The organism is Pedobacter sp. PLR, from assembly GCF_026239675.1.
Classification (GTDB): Bacteria; Bacteroidota; Bacteroidia; order Sphingobacteriales; family Sphingobacteriaceae; genus Pedobacter.
In genome coordinates this window covers 154,020-175,957 of the sequence record NZ_JAPIVQ010000007.1, presented here as the reverse complement: position 1 = coordinate 175,957, position 21,938 = coordinate 154,020, and the positions used below count along the sequence as shown (strand labels likewise).

The 21,938-nt window shown below is 41.9% G+C and carries 19 protein-coding genes; 15 read left to right on the top strand and 4 right to left on the bottom strand.

From position 1 onward, the window contains the following. The first annotated feature begins 89 nt into the window (after positions 1 to 89). Positions 90 to 926 (top strand): DUF6266 family protein, encoded by an 837-nt coding sequence (locus OQX61_RS18205; RefSeq protein WP_265843231.1) that lies wholly within the window; start codon positions 90 to 92, stop codon positions 924 to 926. 26 nt (positions 927 to 952) lie between these two features. On the opposite strand, the gene OQX61_RS18200 is transcribed toward OQX61_RS18205, so the two are convergent. After that, positions 953 to 1,333, bottom strand: a complete 381-nt coding sequence (locus OQX61_RS18200) for a DUF488 family protein (protein WP_265843230.1) — start codon at positions 1,331 to 1,333, stop codon at positions 953 to 955. 143 nt (positions 1,334 to 1,476) lie between these two features. Between OQX61_RS18200 and OQX61_RS18195 the strand changes: the two genes are divergently transcribed. The 6 genes from OQX61_RS18195 (at position 1,477) to OQX61_RS18170 (ending at position 8,850) form a co-directional block, all read left to right on the top strand. Beyond that, complete coding sequence (locus tag OQX61_RS18195) at positions 1,477 to 1,935, top strand: MarR family transcriptional regulator (protein ID WP_265843229.1); 459 nt, start codon at positions 1,477 to 1,479, stop codon at positions 1,933 to 1,935. Beyond that, positions 1,916 to 4,321 carry a 3-hydroxyacyl-CoA dehydrogenase/enoyl-CoA hydratase family protein gene (locus tag OQX61_RS18190; RefSeq protein WP_265843228.1) on the top strand — a complete coding sequence of 802 codons (2,406 nt, stop codon included), beginning with the start codon at positions 1,916 to 1,918 and terminating at the stop codon, positions 4,319 to 4,321. The genes OQX61_RS18195 and OQX61_RS18190 overlap by 20 nt, the downstream gene beginning before the upstream one ends. Positions 4,322 to 4,347: 26 nt before the next feature. Next, a complete protein-coding gene (locus OQX61_RS18185; RefSeq protein ID WP_265843227.1) occupies positions 4,348 to 5,526 on the top strand; it encodes an acetyl-CoA C-acyltransferase in 1,179 nt (392 codons plus the stop codon). A 9-nt stretch (positions 5,527 to 5,535) separates the two neighbouring features. Beyond that, positions 5,536 to 7,326 carry an acyl-CoA dehydrogenase family protein gene (locus OQX61_RS18180; protein WP_265843226.1) on the top strand — a complete coding sequence of 597 codons (1,791 nt, stop codon included), beginning with the start codon at positions 5,536 to 5,538 and terminating at the stop codon, positions 7,324 to 7,326. Between the two features lie 129 nt (positions 7,327 to 7,455). After that, positions 7,456 to 7,944, top strand: coding sequence for an FKBP-type peptidyl-prolyl cis-trans isomerase (locus tag OQX61_RS18175; RefSeq protein ID WP_265843225.1), 489 nt, complete (start codon positions 7,456 to 7,458; stop codon positions 7,942 to 7,944). A gap of 9 nt (positions 7,945 to 7,953) precedes the next feature. Continuing rightward, positions 7,954 to 8,850, top strand: coding sequence for an FKBP-type peptidyl-prolyl cis-trans isomerase (locus tag OQX61_RS18170; RefSeq protein WP_265843224.1), 897 nt, complete (start codon positions 7,954 to 7,956; stop codon positions 8,848 to 8,850). 14 nt (positions 8,851 to 8,864) lie between these two features. On the opposite strand, the gene OQX61_RS18165 is transcribed toward OQX61_RS18170, so the two are convergent. Together OQX61_RS18165 and OQX61_RS18160 are read right to left on the bottom strand one after the other, a co-directional pair. Beyond that, positions 8,865 to 10,172: a deoxyribodipyrimidine photo-lyase gene (locus tag OQX61_RS18165; RefSeq protein ID WP_265843223.1), complete on the bottom strand. Its 1,308-nt coding sequence runs from the start codon at positions 10,170 to 10,172 to the stop codon at positions 8,865 to 8,867. Positions 10,173 to 10,210: 38 nt separating this feature from the next. Beyond that, positions 10,211 to 11,119, bottom strand: a complete 909-nt coding sequence (locus tag OQX61_RS18160; RefSeq protein ID WP_265843222.1) for a TIGR01777 family oxidoreductase — start codon at positions 11,117 to 11,119, stop codon at positions 10,211 to 10,213. A 152-nt stretch (positions 11,120 to 11,271) separates the two neighbouring features. Between OQX61_RS18160 and OQX61_RS18155 the strand changes: the two genes are divergently transcribed. Beyond that, positions 11,272 to 12,564: a DASH family cryptochrome gene (locus OQX61_RS18155; RefSeq protein WP_265843221.1), complete on the top strand. Its 1,293-nt coding sequence runs from the start codon at positions 11,272 to 11,274 to the stop codon at positions 12,562 to 12,564. Between the two features lie 22 nt (positions 12,565 to 12,586). Here OQX61_RS18155 and OQX61_RS18150 read toward each other — a convergent pair whose 3' ends face one another. Then, complete coding sequence (locus OQX61_RS18150) at positions 12,587 to 13,075, bottom strand: hypothetical protein (RefSeq protein ID WP_265843220.1); 489 nt, start codon at positions 13,073 to 13,075, stop codon at positions 12,587 to 12,589. Positions 13,076 to 13,412: 337 nt separating this feature from the next. Here OQX61_RS18150 and OQX61_RS18145 point away from each other — a divergent pair, with 337 nt between their 5' ends. The 7 genes from OQX61_RS18145 (at position 13,413) to OQX61_RS18115 (ending at position 21,799) form a co-directional block, all read left to right on the top strand. Continuing rightward, a complete protein-coding gene (locus OQX61_RS18145; RefSeq protein ID WP_265843219.1) occupies positions 13,413 to 14,117 on the top strand; it encodes a LytTR family DNA-binding domain-containing protein in 705 nt (234 codons plus the stop codon). A gap of 55 nt (positions 14,118 to 14,172) precedes the next feature. Beyond that, entirely contained in the window at positions 14,173 to 15,051 is an 879-nt protein-coding gene (locus tag OQX61_RS18140) for a MerR family transcriptional regulator (protein WP_265843218.1), read from the top strand. A 64-nt stretch (positions 15,052 to 15,115) separates the two neighbouring features. After that, positions 15,116 to 17,908 carry a 2-oxoglutarate dehydrogenase E1 component gene (locus OQX61_RS18135; protein ID WP_265843217.1) on the top strand — a complete coding sequence of 931 codons (2,793 nt, stop codon included), beginning with the start codon at positions 15,116 to 15,118 and terminating at the stop codon, positions 17,906 to 17,908. A 19-nt stretch (positions 17,909 to 17,927) separates the two neighbouring features. Next, positions 17,928 to 19,148: a 2-oxoglutarate dehydrogenase complex dihydrolipoyllysine-residue succinyltransferase gene (gene odhB / locus OQX61_RS18130; RefSeq protein ID WP_265843216.1), complete on the top strand. Its 1,221-nt coding sequence runs from the start codon at positions 17,928 to 17,930 to the stop codon at positions 19,146 to 19,148. Between the two features lie 126 nt (positions 19,149 to 19,274). After that, positions 19,275 to 19,577 (top strand): hypothetical protein, encoded by a 303-nt coding sequence (locus OQX61_RS18125; RefSeq protein ID WP_265843215.1) that lies wholly within the window; start codon positions 19,275 to 19,277, stop codon positions 19,575 to 19,577. A 281-nt stretch (positions 19,578 to 19,858) separates the two neighbouring features. Next, entirely contained in the window at positions 19,859 to 20,458 is a 600-nt protein-coding gene (locus OQX61_RS18120; RefSeq protein WP_265843214.1) for a sigma-70 family RNA polymerase sigma factor, read from the top strand. Between the two features lie 66 nt (positions 20,459 to 20,524). Continuing rightward, a complete protein-coding gene (locus tag OQX61_RS18115; RefSeq protein ID WP_265843213.1) occupies positions 20,525 to 21,799 on the top strand; it encodes a FecR domain-containing protein in 1,275 nt (424 codons plus the stop codon). Positions 21,800 to 21,938: the final 139 nt, after the last annotated feature.

The following is a 21,938-nucleotide window of genomic DNA, read 5'->3' as shown; positions in this document are numbered from 1 at the left end:
TTAGTATCATTATAGGGAATTTATAGGATATGCTGCTATTTGTCAGTATCTTGGTTCTAGTCAATTCAGACGAATTAATCAATTATATTATGGCAGTATGCAAAGTGGGCCCTTTTGGGCACCCTACGGGGAAATTAGGGGATGTGGTGTTTTATATGTCCAGAGGGCAATTGATATGCCGCACTAACGGTAAACCTGGTAAACCCAGCCTGAAACAAAAAGCCAACCGCGGGGAGATGTCGGTAACGATGGAACTGCTGAAACCGATGAAGGATTTTATCAATGTCAGTTTTAAGCAGGAATCAGAAGGAACGCTTAAAAATCCACACAATCTGGCGACTTCCTATAACAAGAAACAGGCTTTAACGGGCGAGTATCCCAATATTAAGGTCGATTATGCCAAAGTGATCCTTAGTAAAGGAACACTGGAAATGGCGGCGGATCTGAAAGTGAGCAAAGGAACAGATGGGCTCAATTTAAGCTGGGATTCCGGTATCGAAGAAAATGGTGCTATTGATGATATCCTGATGGTACTGGTCAGTCACCCAACAAAAAAATGCGCAAGTACCTATCTGAATGCTGCAAGAAGGGCAGATGGAAGCTGTTTCCTTCCGCTTGACAAAGAGTGGATGATGGAAGCGCAAATGGAAGTTTATGTCTGCTTTAAATCTTCCAATGAGAGATTAATCTCTGACAGTGCTTATGCAGGGAACCTGAATGGCGCTCCGGATAGCCCGCTTGAAATCGCAGAAAAAGCAAAGTACGGTGTTATTAAAGCGCGTTTTGATCAGGTTGCTGCAGATTACGAAAAGAAAAAAATGGACTACGCGGAGGGAGTCATCGCAACCAAAGCATTCCGGTGCCTGGAAAGGGAATACCAGGTATTAAAAGATAAATTGAAACACCTGCCGGGGAAACCTTCCTGAGCTTAAGCTGAATCTGGCTGATTATGTTAACCCCGCATCAGCTGTTCTTTCAGAAAACCAAGCAATACCTGCGCATGGTTATAGGTCTCGCTATGCGCGGCATATAACAGGGTGATGCAGGACTGTGTCTTTGTTTTTTCAAGGAGCTCCGCTACTGCCGGATTCTTTGCCAGTTCTTCTTTGTATTGAAGGTTAAAATCTGACCATCGTTCCGGCCGGTGGTTAAACCATTTTCGGAGTGCTGTGCCCGGGGCAATGTCTTTAAGCCAGCAGTCCAGGTGTGCGTTTTCTTTTTTTAAGCCTCTGGGCCAAAGCCGGTCCACGAGTACCCTGAACCCATCGCCTGTGGCCGGTTCTTCGTAAATTCTTTTGGTCTTAAAAATTACCTGCTTACTGAGCTTGTCCATTTTTATTGAATTTACGATTTATTCAGTTGAAAAAGCAGGTAATCAGCCTGATTTTCTGCCGGATAAATTAATTTAATATTTTTTTTCTTTGCTTGCATTTGATTTATTTATTCGATAGCTTTGTTATGCAAGCATAGTAATTAATGAAACAACAAGAGACAGTAGATTATTTCCTGAAGGTGGTTTGGCAGAACGTTTCCAACACCTATAATCAGATCGCTTCCGGGTTCGGAATCACGCAGGCCATTGGCTATGTGCTGATCAATATTGAAAAAGAAGGTACCGCTGTCTCCAAGCTGGCGGGATTACTGGGCGTTAAGGCAACCAGTTTATCACGAATGCTAAACAATATGGAAGAACAGGGGTTAATATATAGAGAGACTTCCATCGGCGACAAGCGTTCGGTGAAAGTTTTCCTGACTGATCTGGGCCGTGAGAAAAGACTACTCGCAAGGGAAGTCGTGATCTCCTTTAATGAATACCTGAACACCCATTTTAGTACGCAGGAAAAGAACAATTTGATTTCCTCTTTACAGAAACTGAATAAACTTACACTGGCATATAAAATTCCTACTGAAAATTATGAACAAGAAGATAAATAGAGTAGCGGTATTGGGCTCAGGTATTATGGGTTCACGTATTGCTTGTCACTTTGCGAACATTGGAGTTGAAGTACTTTTACTGGACATTGCTCCGAAAGAGCTGAGCGCAGAGGAGCAGTCCAAAGGGCTGAGCCTGGAGCACCCGGCAGTTAAGAATAGAATTGTAAATGCTGCTTTGCAAAACACGGTGAAGACCAATCCTTCTCCGGTGTATACCAAAAAGGTATTGAATAAAATTACTACAGGGAACTTTACCGACGACATGTCAAAGATCAGCACCTACGACTGGATCATTGAGGTAGTGGTAGAAAATCTGGATATTAAAAGAAAAGTATTTGAGCAGGTAGAGCAATTCCGTAAACCGGGTTCATTGGTCACTTCAAATACTTCGGGAATTCCGATTCACCTGATGGCAGAAGGAAGATCCGACGATTTCAAAGCGAATTTCTGTGGTACCCACTTCTTTAATCCGCCACGTTACCTGAGGTTGCTGGAAATCATTCCTACACCGGATACACATCCGGAACTGGTGGATTTCTTAATGCATTACGGCGATAAATTTTTAGGAAAAACAACGGTGTTATGTAAGGATACCCCGGCATTTATTGCCAACAGGGTAGGTGTGTATTCTATTATGTCTTTACTTCATCTGGTAGAGAAAATGGACCTTACCGTAGAAGAGGTTGATAAATTTACCGGTCCTGCTTTAGGCAGACCAAAATCGGCAACTTTCCGTACTACTGATGTGGTCGGATTAGATACCATGATTAAAGTTTCTAAAGGACTTTACGACAATTGTCCGGAGGATAAAGCGCATGATCTTTTTAAGCTTCCCGCTTATGTAGAGAAAATGGAAGCCAACAACTGGTTAGGCGATAAAACCAAACAAGGTTTTTATAAAAAAACAAAGACTGCTGATGGCAAGACAGAAATTTTAGCCCTGGATTTAAAAACCCTGGAATACCGTCCTCAGGAGAAAGTGAAATCAGCCACGCTGGATCTCACTAAATCTATTGAGAATGTAAAAGACAGAATGAAAGTTTTTGCCGCAGGAAAAGATAAAGCCGGAGAGTTATTCCGTGCCTCTTTCTTCGGATTGTTTGAATATGTATCGGACCGTATTCCGGAAATCTCTGATGAGCTTTACCGGATTGATGATGCCATGCGTGCCGGCTTTGCCTGGGATTTAGGTCCTTTTGAAGTTTGGGATGCAGTAGGTATTGCCGATGCGACCGAAGGCATGAAAAAATATGGACACGAGGCTGCACCATGGGTTCATGAAATGCTGGCCGCCGGTCATACGACTTTCTATAAGGTAGAAGATGGCGTAAAAAAATATTACGATATTCCCTCTAAAGCTTATAAAGCGGTTCCGGGAACAGAAGCTTTCATCATCCTTGATAATTTAAGAGCCAATAAAACGATCTGGAAAAATGGTGGTGCTTCCATCATTGATCTTGGTGATGGCATCCTGAATGTCGAATTCCATTCTAAAATGAATACCATTGGCGGCGATACTTTACAAGCCATCAATAAAGCGATAGACCTTGCAGAAAAAGAATACAGAGGGGTAGTAATCGGAAACGATGGTGCTAACTTCTCTGCCGGTGCAAATGTGGGCATGATTTTCATGATGGCTGTAGAGCAGGAATGGGAAGAACTGAATCTTGCGATTCGCATGTTCCAGAACACTTCGATGCGCATCAGGTATTCTTCGGTTCCGGTAGTAGTTGCACCACATAATTTAACGCTGGGTGGGGGTTGTGAATTTAGTTTACATGCCGACCATGTGCAGTTGAATGCGGAAACTTATATGGGATTGGTAGAGTTTGGCGTTGGGGTGATCCCCGGCGGTGGTGGTACCAAGGAGTTTGCTTTGCGTGCTTCCGATGAGTATAAAGAAGACCAGATTGTGCAAAATGTGTTGAAAGACAGGTTCCTCACCATTGGTATGGCGAAAGTTTCCACGTCCGCTGTAGAAGCCTTTGAGCTGGGTTATCTGCAGAAAGATAAATATTCGATTTCGATGAACAGGAGCAGGTTGATCGCCGATGCAAAAGCAAAAGCTATTGAGCTGGCAGATGCTGGTTATACGAAACCAGTACCACGTAATGACATCAGGGTATTGGGGAAACAAGGTCTGGGCATCGTTTATGCCGGCGCAAATACCATGTATTCCGGTCAATATATTTCTGAACATGATAAGAAAATCTCGGAAAAACTGGGTTGGGTGATGTGTGGTGGCGATCTTTCCGCACCAACGGAGGTCACAGAACAATATTTGCTGGACCTGGAAAGGGAGGCCTTCCTGTCGCTTTGCGGAGAACGTAAAACGCTGGAACGTATTCAAAGTATTGTGACCAAAGGGAAACCTTTAAGAAACTAATTTTTTTCTATTAAAAGACACAGATCATGCAAGAAGCATATATTATAGCAGGATATCGTACCGCAGTAGGCAAGGCTCCACGTGGTGTATTTCGTTTTACCAGAGCTGATGATTTAGCAGCAGATGTGATCAGACAGCTGGTGGCCTCGGTACCCAATCTGGATACCACACAAATTGATGATGTGATTGTTGGAAATGCGACTCCGGAAGCGGAACAGGGCCTGAATATCGGGCGTATGATTTCGCTGATGGGACTGGATACCGATAAAGTACCGGGTGTAACGATTAACCGTTACTGCGCTTCCGGATTGGAAACTATCGCAACTGCGGTGGCAAAAATCAAAAGCGGAATGGCAGATTGTATTATTGCCGGTGGCGTAGAAGTCATGTCAGGTATGCCTTTTGGCGGATGGAAAGTAGTTCCAAATGCAGATGTGGCGATGAAAAACCCGGATTGGTATTGGGGAATGGGCCTAACCGCAGAAGCAGTGGCCAATGAATATAAAGTGAGTAGGGAAGATCAGGATGCTTTCGCTTTTCAATCGAATATGAAAGCGGTGGAAGCTATTAAAAATGGTCATCTCAAAGCTGGCGTTGCGCCAATCACGGTAGTAGAAAATTACCTGGATGGCCATATGAAAAAGAAAACCCGCAGTTATGTGGTGGATACGGATGAAGGGCCAAGAGCGGATACTTCTCTGGATAAACTGGCTAAACTGAGACCTGTTTTTGCAGCTAATGGTAGTGTAACTGCCGGTAATTCTTCTCAGACTTCTGATGGGGCGGCCTTTGTACTGGTCGTTTCTGAAAAGAAAATGAAAGAATTGGGCGTTGATCCGATTGCACGTTTAGTAAGCTATGGTATTGCTGGTGTACCACCAAGAATCATGGGTATTGGTCCGATTGAAGCCATTCCGAAAGCTTTGAAAATGGCAGGGATGAAACTGGAAGAACTGGATTTGATAGAACTGAATGAAGCTTTTGCTTCTCAGTCGCTAGCCGTGATCCGCACTTTAGGTCTGGATACCGAAAAGGTAAATGTGAATGGTGGTGCCATTGCACTCGGTCATCCATTAGGTTGTACCGGCGCTAAATTATCAGTACAGTTATTTAATGAATTGAAACGAAGGGATCAGAAATATGGTATGGTGACCATGTGCGTGGGTAGCGGACAAGGTGCTGCCGGAATTTTTGAAATGCTTTAATAAGATATTATGGAAACTACAGACAAAAAAGCAATTAACGGTGGAGCGTTTTTAATTACAGAAACCGATTTCCAGGATGTATTTATTCCTGAAGAATTTGATGAAGAACAACAAATGATTGCGCAGACCTGCCGCGATTTCCTGGCAGCAGAAGTTTACCCAAACCTGGATCGTATCGATACACAGGAAGAAGGTTTGATGCCTTCGCTAATGGATAAAGCAGGTGCATTGGGTATTTTAGGTGTTTCTATTCCCGAGGAGTTCGGTGGTTTTGGGAAAAACTTCAATACTTCAATGCTGGTTGCGGATGTGATTGGTGCCGGTCATTCTTTTGCCGTAGCACTTTCTGCACATACCGGAATCGGAACTTTGCCCATTTTATATTATGGTAATGAAGCGCAAAAAGCGAAATACATTCCTAAGCTGGGCACGGGTGAATGGAAAGCAGCATATTGCTTAACAGAGCCAAATTCTGGTTCGGATGCCAATTCCGGAAAAACTAAAGCAAAACTTTCTTCGGATGGCACACATTACCTGATCACTGGTCAGAAAATGTGGATCACCAATGGTGGTTTTGCAGATATCTTTATTGTGTTTGCTAAAATTGATGATGATGCCAATCTAACTGCTTTCATTGTAGAGCGTGATTTCGGTGGCATTACCATGAATCCGGAGGAACATAAAATGGGGATCAAAGGTTCTTCTACGAGACAGGTTTTCTTTAATGATTGCCCGGTTCCGGTAGAAAACATGCTTTCTGATCGCCAGAATGGCTTTAAAATTGCCGTAAATATTTTAAATATCGGAAGGATTAAATTATCGGCAGCAGCGATTGGGGCTTCTAAAGCAGTGATCGATACCGCAATTAATTATTCCAATGAAAGAATTCAGTTCGACCGTCAGATTTCTAAATATGGTGCCATCAGGTATAAATTAGCTGAAATGGCGGCAAAAGTATATGCCGTAGAATCTGCAAATTATCGCGCTGGTCAGAATATTGATGATGCCTACGAGCGTTTGGTTGCCGGAGGAATGGATGCTAGTAAGGCCAAACTGAAATCTACGGAAGAGTATGCTGTAGAGTGTGCGATCCTGAAAGTCTGGGGTTCTGAGGTATTGGATTACGTGGTAGATGAGGGGGTACAGATTTATGGGGGTATGGGATTCTCTGCAGAAGCGCCGATGGACCGTGCTTACCGTGATGCGAGGATCAACAGAATTTTTGAAGGAACAAATGAAATCAACCGTTTGTTAACCGTAGATATGATGTTGAAACGCGCGATGAAAGGCGAGTTAGACCTGATGACACCTGCAACTGCAGTGGCAGCAGAGCTGATGTCTATCCCTGATTTCGGGGAGGAAGATGATGCCTTGTTTGCAGCAGAAAAGAAAATCATTAAAAACCTGAAAAAGGCTACTTTAATGGTTGCCGGTGCTGCGGTTCAGAAATTGATGATGAGCCTTTCTAAGGAGCAGGAGATTTTGATGAACATTGCAGATATGGCCAGCTACGTTTATGTGGCGGAATCAGCGATGCTGAGAACAGAAAAACTGGTGAGCCTGCGTGGTGAAGCCGCTTGCGAAGGTCAGCTGAACATGATGCGGATTTATTTTGTGGAAGCCGTTGATGCTTTGCAAAAAGCAGGTAAGGAGGCGTTATGGGCATTTGCCGATGGTGATGAACAACGCATGATGATGGTGGGCTTACGCCGCTTTACCAAAATGGAAGCTTTCAATGTAAAAGAAACCCGTCAAAAGGTAGCGCAACAAGTCATTGCGGCTAATAAATATTGCTATTAATCTTATTGATTCATAATAAACTGGACGCTCCTAATCTAATTAGGGGCGTTTTTTTTGCCTTAGTTTTTCTATTTGTTAAAATTGGTTAAATATTGCGGCATAGCCAATAAAAGACTATTTTTGTCTATTATGTTAAAAAACAAGATTTTGCTGTCTGTGCTTCTTTTATGCGGTTTATTTGCTGCATGCGAGAAAACACCTCCTTATGATGTGGAGAAACAGCAGGAACTGGATGCTTTAATCATAAAAAAATATAAGGAAAGTATCAATCTGGAAATGACGGTTGATCCTTCGGGTCTAAATTACGAAATCATAGAGCTGGGTCCGGGAACGGATTTCCCTAAAGACGCAGATAGTATTGTAGTTCGTTTTGAGGGTCGTATTTTAGGCAAGGAGCAGGTTTTTCAGACGATTTCGGATACGGATTCGGTGACCCTAAAACTCGGGGATGCCATGGAAGGCTGGAGAATTGGAATGCCAAAAATTAAAAAGGGAGGCCGGATCAGAATGATCATTCCTTCTGCTTTAGCTTACAGAAATTTTAGCGATCCTGGTCAAACCACGATTCCGCCATTCTCCATATTAGATTATACCATTACGCTAGTGAATATAAAATAGAAAATACAAATGATTAAAAAGTTATCACTTTATACCTTTGCCTTACTGGCGACAATAGTTATTTTTAGTTCCTGCAAAAAGGATTATCAGACTGTTCAGACCATGGATGAAACCACGCTGACAGACTTCTTCAAAAAAAATAATATCAATGCTATTCCAGATGATGCTAAGACGGGTTATTACTATGTGCTAAACCAGCCTGCGGGAACTCCTGCGGGCGAGGCTTATAAGCTGACGGATTCTGTAAGATACAGCATTACTTTAACTGGTTTCTCTACCGGAACGGCTTACGAGACTACGCCTGCGCTTCGTAATGAAGGTCAACGTGTAGGTAGTCCGTTTGGATTTTTCGGTAAAGCAATTCCTGCTATTTCTGAAGTGCTTAATAAATTACAGCCAGGTGGCTCTACTAAAATTTACCTGCCTTCTTATCTGGCTTTCGGTAAAAATGGATTTCCAGCTGTAAATATTCCTTCCAATGAAATTATGGTGGTAAGCATTACCACTTATAAAGAATCACAGAAAGATTTGGATGATGCCCATATCAACACTTATTTAACGGCCAATGCGATTACTGCGGTTAAAGATCCTTCCGGGGTATATTTGCAAACCATTACTGCGGGTACGGGTACTGATCCGATCACGCTGATTTCATTGGTGAACTTTAGCTATACGCTGAAAACACTTGATGGAGGTGTTAATGAGGCTTCCACGATGACGGTAGCGCCTAAAGGTTTGATTCCGGCATTCCGGATTATGATGCCTAAATTCACTAAAGGCTCTAAAGTAAGGATGTTTATTCCTTCTTTCCTTGGTTATGGAAGTGCGGCGACTGCTGGTACGCCACCTATTCCTGCAAACTCCTGCTTAGATTATACTGTAGAAGTATTAGCGGTAACGCCATAAAATATACGGCGGCATTATTCATTTAATGCCGCTTTAAAAACTTTCAAGACCCTTTCTCTGGCAAAAGCATGTTCTACACAAGGTGGGACGTGCTTTAGTTGTTTATAGGCCGGAACCCAATGGTCTACATACTTCAATTGAGGATCAAATTTTTTCATTTGTAGCTCAGGGTTAAATACCCTGAAATAAGGGGCAGCATCATTGCCGGACCCGCAAGCCCATTGCCAGCCACCCACATTACTGGCCATTTCATAATCCAATAGTTTTGCTGCAAAATAGGCTTCTCCCCATCGCCAGTCGATGAGCAGGTGTTTACAGAGGAAACTGGCCACCACCATACGTACGCGGTTGTGCATGTAGCCAGTCGCATTGAGTTGTCGCATTCCTGCATCTACCAAAGGGTAGCCGGTATTTCCCTGGCACCAGGCCTCAAATTCTTCCGGCCGGTTTCTCCATTGGATACGGTCGTATTTTGGTTTAAAGGAACGTTGAACAGTATGTGGGAAATGCCATAAGATCATTTGATAAAAATCCCGCCAGGCAAGTTCCGAAAGCCACTTTTCAGCATGTTGGGCCAGGGCCGTTCTGACCGCTTTCCGGATGCTGATGGTGCCGAAACGCAGGTGAACGCCGATGTGTGAGGTCGCGTCCGCCGCCGGAAAATCTCTGTTTAGCTCGTATCCTTCCAGCTTATCTTCGAAATCTTTGCCCGGAAATACCTGTATACCAGGTTCAAATCCGAGTTCTTGTAAAGTCGGGATGGTAAATGCTGCGGTAGGCCAGAAGTTATGGATGTATTTTTCTGTGGGATAAGCGCTTGCATAAAAGGTGTTTAGCTTTTGTTTCCACTGACGGAAATAGGGGGTAAATACGGTATAAGGAAGGCCGTCTGCTTTGCTGATTTCGCTTTTTTCGAAAATCACCTGGTCCTTATAGCTGTTGAAGCTGATGTTTTTTAAGGACAGTTGCTCCCTGATTTCCGCATCTCTTTTTATAGCATCAGGCTCGTAATCATGGTTGGTATAAACGGCATGGATCTGGTAAGTTTCGCAGAGTTCTGCCCAGATTTCTTCCGGAGTTCCGTGTTTAACCAGGATGGAAGTCCCCGGGTTTTTCTGGAGTTCATTGCTGAGTCCGGTTAAGGTTTGATGCAGGAAACTTACCCGGGCATCTTGTTTATTGTCCAGTTTGCCGAGGATGTTTTTATCAAAAATAAATAAGAGCAATACAGGGATCTCGCTTTTTAGGGCATGGTAAAGGGCAGCATTGTCATCGATTCTCAGGTCTCTTCGCAACCAGCAGATGTTAATTTCCGGCTTCATGATCATGGCTTAATGAACTTCATTAGGGATTGGTGAATTTATGCGCGGTAAATATCGGATAAAGCAGGTTCAAGTTGCGGGTATTTAAATTTAAATCCGGTATCCAGTAGTTTTTTCGGACTTGCATTGTTGCTGATCAGGACCACTTCACTAAGTTCTCCAAGCATGATTTTTAAGACAAACTCTGGTACATTGATGGGCCATACCGGGCGATGCAATTGTTTTGCAATGGCTTTGGTCAATGCGAGATTGCTTGCCGGGTGGGGCGCACAAGCATTGTATGCTCCTGAATAGCTTTGGTTTTCTACAGACTGGCTAAACATTTGAAGGATATCATCGATATGGACCCAAGGTACCCATTGTTTTCCGCTGCCCAGTCCTGCGCCTGCAAAATAGCGGATCGGCTGATCCATTGCTTTGAGGGCACCTTCATTCCGGGCAAGGATGAAACCTATCCTCCATTTTACCACCCTGATTCCCATGGCTAGCCCTTCATCTGCAGCGGCTTCCCATTCCCTGCAACAGCGGGCCAGAAATCCGGTTCCATTGGGACTGTCTTCTGTTAATAATTCATCGCCGGCATCGCCATAATAGCCAACTGCTGCTGCGGAGATGAAGTTTTTTACGGCTGCCTTTTGTTCTTTTATGGTTTTATAAAGTAGCCGGGCAGATAAAACCCGACTGTCGATGATCTTTTTCTTGCGCGCTTCGGTCCATTTCTCTGAAGCAATGTTCTCTCCTGCGAGGTGGATAATGGTGTCTACGCCGGATAAGCAATTAGCGTCAATCTTAGATTCACCGACATCCCATAAATAGACTTTTACGTCCTTTATCGTTACCTTTTTTCTGGACAATATGGCTACTTTATGGCCTTTTTCCAATAATATCCGGATGAGTTTCTGACCAATCATCCCGGTAGCTCCGGTAATCAGTACGTGCTTGTTCATATTTATATAACCGCTTAATTGTGTTTTAGTTTAATATCTCTGATTTATCTGCAAATGTTTGTTGCGCTTATGTAAATATTACTTTATGGATTCGTACTAAGCTAAAAATTCGTATATTTTTGTTAATTGTTATGTCAGTTACTCAGTCCTTAATGAAATCTAAAAGAATACTAGTCTGGTTTAGAAATGATCTTCGATTACACGACAATGAAATGTTGGTTGAAGCGCTTGCTAAATCTGAAAGTATTTTACCGGTTTATTTTTTTGATCCTCAGTATTTTCAGAAAACCAGATTTGAAACTTTAAAGACCGGCGTCCATAGGGCAAAGTTTTTATTGGAAAGTGTTGCGGCCTTAAGGCTGTCTTTTCAAAAGCTGGGTGGAGATATCTTGTTGGTTCATGGGAGTCCGGAAGATTTTATGACGAAGCTGGTCACGGATTTTGATATTTCTGAAGTCTACCACCATCGGGAGGTTGCTCCGGAAGAGACCTTAATCTCTACAAAGATGGAGGACCTTTTATGGAAACAGAAGATCAATCTAAAACATTTCATTGGTCATACCTTATATAATAAGGAGGATCTTCCATTTCCGATCAAGGATATTCCAGACGTTTTTGCACAATTCAAGAAGAAAACAGAGCGTGATGCGATGGTGAAATCTTGTTTTCTGAGTCCGGAAGAGATCAGCTTTGTGGAAAATGAAGATTGGGGCAATTTGCCAACACTCGCTGATTTAGGTTTTGAGGCAGATCAGGAAGATTTTCCTGCGGAGTTGTTTAAAGGTGGCGAAGCTGCCGGATTAGCGCATTTGAAGGAATTGTTGCTGGAAGGCTCGGAGATTCATCAAAAACCCGTGAAAAACGCAGGAGATAAGCCAGGTTTTTCTTCCAGATTATCAGGATGGCTTTCTTTGGGCTGTTTATCTCCAAGGAAAGTCTACTGGATGTTGAAGGAGGCGGAAGCTGAATTTGGAGGCAATGCAAATTTCAATCAGATTCTTTTGGGATTATTGTGGCGCGACTATTTCAGATTCATGTTTAAAAAACACGGCATTGCATTTTTTCAGGATCCGGAGGATGTTGAAAAGGGTTTTTTTGATGCGATAGATAATGAGCATCCCGATTTGCTGAAATGGAAAAACGGAAATACCGGTCATCTGATCATCGACCGTTATATGCAGGAATTGAATGCGCATGGTTTTATTCCCCATACGGGACGCTTGCTGGTCTCTACTTTTCTGATTCACATTTTGAAAATCCACTGGACCAATGGGGCGGTATATTTTGAGGAAAAGCTAATCGACTATGCACCGGCAAGCAATTGGGGCAACTGGGCAAATGTTGCCGGTGTAGGTAAGGACCTCAAGTCTAAAAATACATTTGATCTGGAAAAGCAGATTAAATTACTGGAGACCCTCGTTTCTGATACTCCCACCATAGCTTAGCCAGTAATTCTGGTTTATTTAGCTAAGATTTTATGATACGGTCGATCTCAGTAATTTCGTCATCTGTTGCCCTGAGAATCAGTATCTTTTTGTTGTTTTCTATGTTCACCACCCAAACCAGCACATCTGGTGTTTTGACCCTGACCGCATAAGTGATGTCATAGTCTTCATACATGTTTTGAATTTGTTTTCTGATGTTATCCGGTACGTTTTTTTCTGTGCCATAAGCAAGGTGATAAACCAGAGATCCACCTTTTGTAAACACGGCTTTATTTTTCTGGTCATTGAGGATAAAATTCACGACAAATCTTTTGTTGATTTCCAGCCATTGGGGCTCCATTGCATCTTTAAAAAGGGTGCTGAAGGAATTCGCTACTTTATCTGTGACCACAGCTTTTGTGGTATTCCCCTTAATGGTAACTGTTTCCAGATTGATCTGGGCATTCGCATTTTTTATGCCCATGAAAATCATGGAAGCGATAATTGCCAGGGAAATGATTAGCTTTTTCATTTCATTATAGTTTAAGTGTCTGCTAAATATCGCTGGCTTAACAACACAAAAAATCAAATTTATCCGGATGCCGGATGTCTACGTTTATACTACCTGTTTATCTGTCTGAAGCGATTTGTGGGTTGAAATTCGTGATTGGTAACCGGAACCAGGCTGTTCATGCCCACTTTTATGTTGTTCATTGGAAAACGTTTTTCGCAGCCAGGTGTTGTTAAAGAATTGAACTTGTTTTCTGTTTATTGCCTATACTAATTTCATCCCTGATTATGGTTATTGTTAAGCTTTTGCCCTGCAGATGTGGGCAATTGTTTTTGTGATTTTTCCAGGGATGTAAAATATGAACTTAAAATGTTTATTGGTCGATGATGAATTAATTGCGCAAAAAGTACTCAGGCAGTACATTAGTCTGGTGGAACAGCTGGAACTGGTTGGGGTCTGTAGCAATGCTTTTCAGGCAATGGAAATCTTAAAGACGGAGAAAGTGGATTTAATTTTTCTGGACATACAGCTGCCAAGATTGCTGGGAACCAGTCTGATAAAGACGCTGCTACATCCGCCAAAAGTAATCTTTGTGAGCGCATATGGGGAGTATGCCGTTGAGGCATTTGAATTGGACGCCGTGGATTTTCTATTGAAACCGGTTACTTTGGAGCGCTTTTTAAAGGCTGTAAATAAAGTGATCGATAAAGGCGCTGCTCCGGAAGGCCCGCTTCCGGGATCCGGTGAGGAGTTTATTTGTTTCCGGGCAAATAGAAAGACCGTAAAGGTGTTCCTGGATCACATTATCTACATAGAAAGCATCAAAGATTATATTAAAATATATAGAGATCAGGAGCCACCTTTACTGGTGAAGCAATCGCTAAGTGCATTAGAGTCCATCTTGTCACATCATCTGTTTATGCGTGTTCACAGGTCCTTTATTGTTTCTATCAAACGCATCACCGCTTTCACCAGTTATGATGTCGAGATCGATGCGCTTGAAATCCCGATAGGCAGGCGTTTTGCTGCCCAGGTAAAACGCCTTTCTTTAATGAAAGGATAACCTGACCCCGGATTGTTTTTAAACAAAGCACCTGGACGTTTGTTCTCTTTATAACGTGAGAAAATTTTCAATAAGTGATATCGAAGGTCTGATTGGCATTAAAGCACATACCATTAGGGCCTGGGAGTTGAGGTATAACCTCGTTCCTGCAAAACGAACCGCAACGAACATCCGTTTTTACAATGAGGAAGACCTCAGAACGCTACTCAATATTGTAGCCTTAAACGAGAACGGCTATAAAATCAGTAAAATTGCGCAGCTGGACATGATGGTCATTTCTGATCTTGTGGTACAGTTAAAACGCGACTTAAATCCGGAGTCTTTGCAGATGATGAGTTTGTGCAAAGCGACGATTGCTTTTAATGAGACGGAATTTGTGAGCGTGCTGAACAGCTGTATTGTGGAAATGGGTTTAGTGAAAACCATGGATCTGATCATTTTCCCTTTTATGAAAAAAATCGGGATGCTTTGGCAAACCGGTGCCATTGATCCTGCACATGAACATTTTGCTTCCAATCTGATCCGCGAGCGGATCATTATAGAGATCAATAAAGTGGGGCAACCTAAGCTTTCAAAAACCAGAAAATTTCTTCTTTTCCTTCCAGAGGCTGAAATGCATGAAAATGGCCTGCTTTTTGCCCGTTACCTGTTGAAAAGCCGGGGGCACGATAGTTTGTACCTCGGATTAGAGACACCCTATTCAGACTTAAAAAAAGTAGTAGAATCGTATCGGCCAGACTTCGCTTTTACGGTTTTAACTTCTCTAAATCTGGGTAAAAATGTCAATAAAATTATAGGTAAAGTGATGGATCACCTTAACGTGCCCCTGTTAGTTACAGGCAGTTTAATCTCTGAATTTGATATCCTTGTTCAAGATCGGCTAACCCCGCTAAAGAATGTCCGTGATATGACGGATTTTTTGGAATATTTATAAAGAAAATTGCCCTACTTAATAGGTAAAATCCTAATTTTGCTTCAATATAGCATATTCACACATAATGGATAATTTATCTTATCTCAGCGGCGAAAACGCCGAATACGTAGAGTCCCTTTATCAAGCATTTAAGGAAGATCCCAATTCGGTTGAATTTGGTTGGCAGAAATTTTTTGAAGGCTTTGACTTCGGGAGAAGCTCATCTCCGGTTACAGGAGAGGAAACGCCTGAACATTTCCTAAAAGAAGTTAGTGTTTTAAACATGATCAACGGTTACCGTCAGCGTGGCCACTTGTTTACGCACACTAACCCGGTTAGAGAAAGACGCAAGCACTTGCCAACTTTAGATCTGGTAAATTTCAATTTGTCTGATTCTGATCTTGATACTGTATTCAATGCAGGTATTGAGCTGGGAATCGGAGCGGTAAAACTAAGCGAAATCGTTGCTTTCTTAAACCAGACTTACTGCCGTTCTATCGGTGCGGAGTACAAGTACGTACGTACCCCGGAAGTATTGACCTGGATTGAGAAAAAAATGGAGAGTGTTCGTAACACCCCTAATTTCTCTATCGGGGAGAAAACAAGGATCCTCAGGAAGTTGAACGAGGCAGTATGCTTTGAGAATTTTCTGGGTACTAAGTTCCTCGGACAAAAAAGATTCTCTCTGGAAGGTGCTGAGGCATTAATTCCGGCATTAGACTCTGTAATTGAAAAGGGTGCTGCTTTAGGTATTCAGGAATTTGTGATTGGTATGGCGCATCGTGGAAGGCTGAACGTTTTGGCCAACATCATGCAAAAGTCTTACAAAGATATTTTCGCTGAGTTTGAAGGTAAAGGTTATAGTGCAGAATCACCGTTTGGTGGTGATGTGAAATATCACTTAGGTTACTCTACAGATGTAACCACCAATGATGGTAAAAATGTTCACTTGAGTTTATGTCCTAACCCTTCGCATCTGGAAACAGTAAACGGAGTAGTTGAAGGTATGACCAGGTCGAAGATAGATTTCAAATATGATGGTGATGATGCCCGCATTGCACCAATTCTGATTCATGGTGATGCTTCTATCGCCGGTCAGGGGATTGTTTATGAAGTAATTCAGATGGCTGGTTTAGACGGTTACAAAACCGGAGGTACCATTCACCTGATCATCAACAACCAGATCGGTTTCACTACGAACTACAAAGATGCCCGTTCGAGTACTTACTGTACAGATATCGCTAAAGTTACCTTATCACCGGTTTTCCATGTAAATGGTGACGATGTGGAGGCTTTGGTTTACGCGATTAATCTGGCCATGGAGTACCGTCAGAAATATAAAAATGATGTGTTCATCGATATCTTATGTTACCGTAGATTCGGTCACAATGAGTCTGATGAGCCTAAATTTACCCAACCTTTATTGTACAAAGCAATTGAGCAACATGCAAATCCTCGTGATATCTATGTAGATCAGTTGGTTAAAGAAGGTAAATTAGAAGCGACTGCTGCAAAAACAATGGAAAAAGAATTCCGTGCTATTTTGCAAGGTTGCTTAAATGAAGCCAAAGAGATCACTTCTACTTATCAGGATGTGAAATTTGGTGGTGCATGGAAAGACATGCGTATTGCTACCGTAAAAGATTTCGAAACTTCTCCTGATACTTCAGTAGCTGAGGCGACTTTATTAGGTGTGGCTAAAAGCATTTCTACGCTTCCATCGGATAGAAAGTTCTTCAAGAAAATTGAGAAGCTTTTTGATGAGCGTAGCAAAATGGCAAATACTACCCATGTGTTTGATTGGGCAATGGGCGAGCAATTGGCTTACGGTACATTATTGGCCGAAGGTAAACGTGTTCGTTTAAGCGGTCAGGATGTGGAAAGAGGAACTTTCTCTCACCGTCATGCCGTGCTGACTTTAGAAAATTCTGAAGAGGAGTACATCCCGTTAGCGAATGTATCTGCTGATCAGGCTTCTTTTGATATTTACAATTCTCACTTGTCTGAGTATGGTGTATTGGGCTTTGAATATGGTTATGCCATGGCTAATCCAAATGCATTAACGATTTGGGAAGCACAGTTTGGTGATTTCTTTAACGGTGCGCAGATTGTTGTAGATCAGTATATTGCCAGTGCAGAGACGAAATGGCAACGTGAAAATGGTTTGGTGATGCTATTACCACATGGTTATGAAGGTCAGGGTCCGGAACATTCTTCCGCACGTATTGAGCGTTTCATGGAGCTTTGTGCAGATTATAACATGCAGGTTGCCAACTGTTCAACGCCAGCGAATTTCTTCCATGCGATCCGCAGACAATTCAAACGTGATTTCAGAAAGCCATTGGTGATTTTCACACCGAAGAGTCTTTTACGTCACCCTGCCTGTGTTTCTAAATTAGCCGACTTTACAGAAGGTAAGTTCCAGGAAGTGATTGATGATGCGAATGTAAAAGCTGCTGAGGTAACCAGAGTGTTATTCTGTAGCGGTAAAATTTACTATGAGTTATTAGAAAAACAACAAAAAGATAAGGTTAAAAATGTGGCTATCGTAAGGGTGGAGCAATTGTATCCTACTCCGGTAGCGCAAATGGAAGCCGTTTATGCTAAATATAAAAATGCTAAAGAAGCCGTTTGGGTTCAGGAAGAGCCTGAGAACATGGGTGCATGGCCATATTTGCTACGTAGGTTAAGAAAAACTATCTTTAGTGATATTGAAGTAATTTCAAGAAAAGAAAGTAGCAGTACTGCTTCTGGTTTTGCAAAACAACATGCGGATCAGCAAGCTTATATTTTAGCGAAATCTTTTGAAGTAGCGGTGTCTAAAACAGAGCAGGATATTGCTAAAAAGTCTGTGAGTAAAGTATATAACGTAGATTAGAAAATATAATACATCAGTTATGAGTATAGAAATAAAAGTTCCGCCAGTAGGCGAGTCGATCACCGAAGTTGTTTTGTCTCGTTGGATAAAAAATGATGGTGATGCAGTAGAAATGGATGAAGTAATTGCGGAATTAGAATCTGATAAAGCAACTTTTGAATTAACTGCAGAACAGGCTGGAACTTTAAGAATTGTTGCTGGCGAAGGTGATACCCTTGCTATTGGTGCAGTAGTTTGTAATATTGAAGAAGGTGGTGCTGCTCCTGCTGCTAAAGCAGAAGAAGCTCCTAAAGCAGCTGTTGCTGAAGATAAAGCCGCGGCTCCTGTAGCTGCTGCAAAATCCGGAGATAGCTATGCTACTGGTACACCTTCTCCTTCTGCCGGAAAAATCCTTGCAGAAAAAGGTGTAGAAGCTGCTGCTGTAAAAGGTACTGGTGTTGACGGAAGAATCACTAAAGAAGACGCGTTAAAAGCAGAAAAAGCAAGCCCTAAAGCTGCTGCTCCTGTTGCTGCGCCAGTTGTTGCTGCCGTTGCCGGCGCAAGAGCAGAACGTAGACAAAAACTGTCGCCATTACGTAAGACTGTTGCCAAACGTTTGGTAGCGGTGAAAAACGAAACAGCGATGTTGACTACTTTTAACGAGGTAAACATGAAACCAATCATGGACCTTCGTGGAAAATATAAAGATCAGTTTAAAGAAAAATATGGTGTTGGTTTAGGTTTCATGAGTTTCTTCACTAAAGCAGTTTGTGAAGCAGCGAAAGATTTCCCTGCTGTAAATGCCAGACTTGATGGTGAAGAGATCGTTTACAATGATTTTGTAGATGTTTCTATTGCTGTGTCTGCACCTAAAGGATTGGTTGTTCCAATCATCAGAAATGCAGAAAGCATGACTTTGGCTCAGATTGAAAAAACAGTTATTGAATTGGCTACTAAAGCTCGTGATAGCAAATTGACTATCGAAGAGATGACAGGTGGTACGTTCACCATCACTAACGGTGGTGTTTTCGGATCTATGATGTCTACGCCAATCATCAACTCTCCACAATCAGCGATCTTAGGTATGCACAATATCATTGAGCGTCCTATTGCAGAAAAAGGTGAGGTTGTGATTCGTCCGATGATGTATTTAGCATTGTCTTATGATCACCGTATCATTGATGGCAGAGAGTCTGTAGGATTCTTAGTAAGAGTTAAACAATTATTAGAAGATCCGGCAAGATTACTGTTAGGTATCTAAGCTTTCTTAAGTATAGGAAAAAGTCCCGTGTCGAATTTCGATACGGGACTTTTTTTATGATTGTTCTTTAAAGTTTTCGTGCTGGCTGCGCGTAATTAATTTACCGTGGATTGTTAATAGCTTTGTATGATGACTTCGGCAACTTCTGTGATCTCTCCAACCAATTTCTCTACGCTGGCCAACAATCGTCATGAGGGTGTTTTTATCGGGAAATTTGTGTTAACTGAACCGCTCAATGTGGTCTCGCTAAAAAATATAGCCAATTTTGGGCCATTTGAGATCATGGACCAAAGTTTTGTAACCGACGAATTTATCAGGTTCCGCCCTTATCTGCAAAAACTGGAAAATGAATTTTCTAAACCTGTGCGTAAGCAGGATGTTCATCTCGATGATCTGCCCACACAATTCCTTTGTGAATACGGGTTTTGACGCGGTAGAGTACAAGAGCGCAATGAATGAAAAGCGCTATAATCTGGCCATTTTTAATGATGACAAGTTAGTTATGGAAAGTTCTGTTCATTATAAAGTAAATAATCTAAAGTATGATAGGGATTTTTACACTACCTGATCTTTTTTATATTTCCTGGAAATATCCACAAGAATCTCCCTGCTGAAGCATTCCCTAAGGAAGTTTAGCATAGATTATTTGGGCTATATATCTCAGTTAAGTTATTATATTTGGTTCTCAACTTAGACAAATATTACGCTGAATGGCTGAGGAAGAGTTAAAAGATAATGGCCAGATAGAATTGTTGCTTAAACTTAAAAATGGCGACAAATCTGTATTTACCCATTTTTATAAAATGTACAGCGGACAGATGTATGTCAATATCCTGAAAATGGTGAAAGACGGGCAAATTGCCGAGGAACTGGTTCAGGAACTTTTCACAAAAATCTGGCATAAAAGGGAGTTGATTCATAACGCTATCGATTTTAAAGCTTATCTCTATAAAACAGGACAAAATCTGGTTTATGATTTTTTTAGAAAACTTCAGCGTAACCAAAAGATGCAGGAACGCTTTCGCAGTGTGGTTACAGAGTATTATTCGCATATCGAAGAAGCGCTGCACTTGAAACAAAGCGAAGAACTGCTTGAAAAAGCGTTAAATAAATTGTCGGCTCAACAAAGGAAAGTATATCAACTCTGTAAAATAGAGGGATATACCTATAAAGAAGCTGCCGAAGAAATGGGGATATCTGTCCATACTGTAAAGGAGTATTTAACGAAGGCCAGCTTTTTGGTCAAAGCGTATCTGATAGATCACCTGGATATCTCGATGAGTATTTTGCTCTTCTTATTGCTCAGATAAAAATTATATAATTGCCCCCCCCCATATTATTTTTTGAAGCGTCTTTAGTCAAAGAATGCTTTGCAAATGAAGGACCCTATCTCAAATGAATTTCATCGGTTATTGAATAATCAATGTTCTGAAACGGAACTTGAGGACTTCCTTCGTAAAATAAATGAAGCGCAGTACCAGAAGCGTTATGGGCAGTTAATACGGAATACTTTAGCCTCAGAAGTCCAGCCCAATGAAATTGATGATTATTTGCAAAAACGTCTTGACCAGCGTTTGGCACTTATTTTAGGCACTGACAAAGGCATGGAAAGTAAACTAAGTGCTGAAAGTAAGCAAAGTACCGGAAGCATTCGGAGCCGTATTTTTAAAGCACCACAAAAATATCTGAGTCTTAAATATGCTTTGGCAGCATCAATTTTATTGACAGTTTCTGTTGCATTGGTGTTTTTCGGGAATCAGAATGCTATAAAATCAGTAAATCCCATTGTTGCAAAACCGATTGCTCCTGGAGGCAACGAAGCCATTTTAACCTTGTCGGATGGCACCAGACTGTTTTTAAACGACATCGGAAATGGCAACCTTGCTCAGGAATCGGGAATCTCCATTGTAAAAACCAAAGACGGCGAGTTGATTTATCAGGTCATGAAAGATTTGGAAGCCGGGTCGGTTTCAGAACCTGTTTCCGGGCAGATTTCAGGCAAGAAAGTTCCTCTGGAATATAATGTACTGGAAACACCCAAAGGCGGACAATATCAGATTGTATTGCCGGATGGAACTAAAGTATGGCTCAATGCGGCATCTTCACTAAAATTCCCTGCTAGTTTTGCAAATCTGGACAAACGTGAGGTGGAGCTCAGGGGGGAGGCTTATTTTGAAGTGGCCAAAGACAAGTTTAAGCCTTTTAAAGTGATGGCCATAGCTGCCGGGGACTTAAAAGAAAGGGTAGAAGTACTGGGCACGCATTTTAATGTAAGTAGTTACTCTAATGAATCTAGCCTCAAAACCACACTGCTGGAAGGTTCCGTTAAGATTGGAACTCAACTGCTAGTACCCGGACAGCAATCGGTTAGGAGTAATGCGGGCCTGAAAATCAAAGAGATCGATGTGGAAGAAGTGATCGCCTGGAAGAATGGCTTTTTTGTTTTCGAAAACGACAATCTGGAAGGGATATTAAAGAAATTATCGCGCTGGTACGATGTAGACATCGCTTATGATGGTAGCCTGAACCATGTGAAAGTAATCGGGTCAGTTTCCCGTAATACAGATTTGCCGACAGTACTCCGCATGCTGGAAAAAACAGACAAGTTTAAATTTAAAGTGCAAGGAAGGAGGGTTTCAGTGATGCCATAATACTACCTGGTTACGCTTACTGATCTTTCAAAAAAAAACCGGAGTGTTAGTGCACCCCGGCTTATAAAAATTTGGATTAGACAGTCAATTACATTCAAACGATTTTACCTGCAACCAAAGATGATGAGGGAAATTTGCC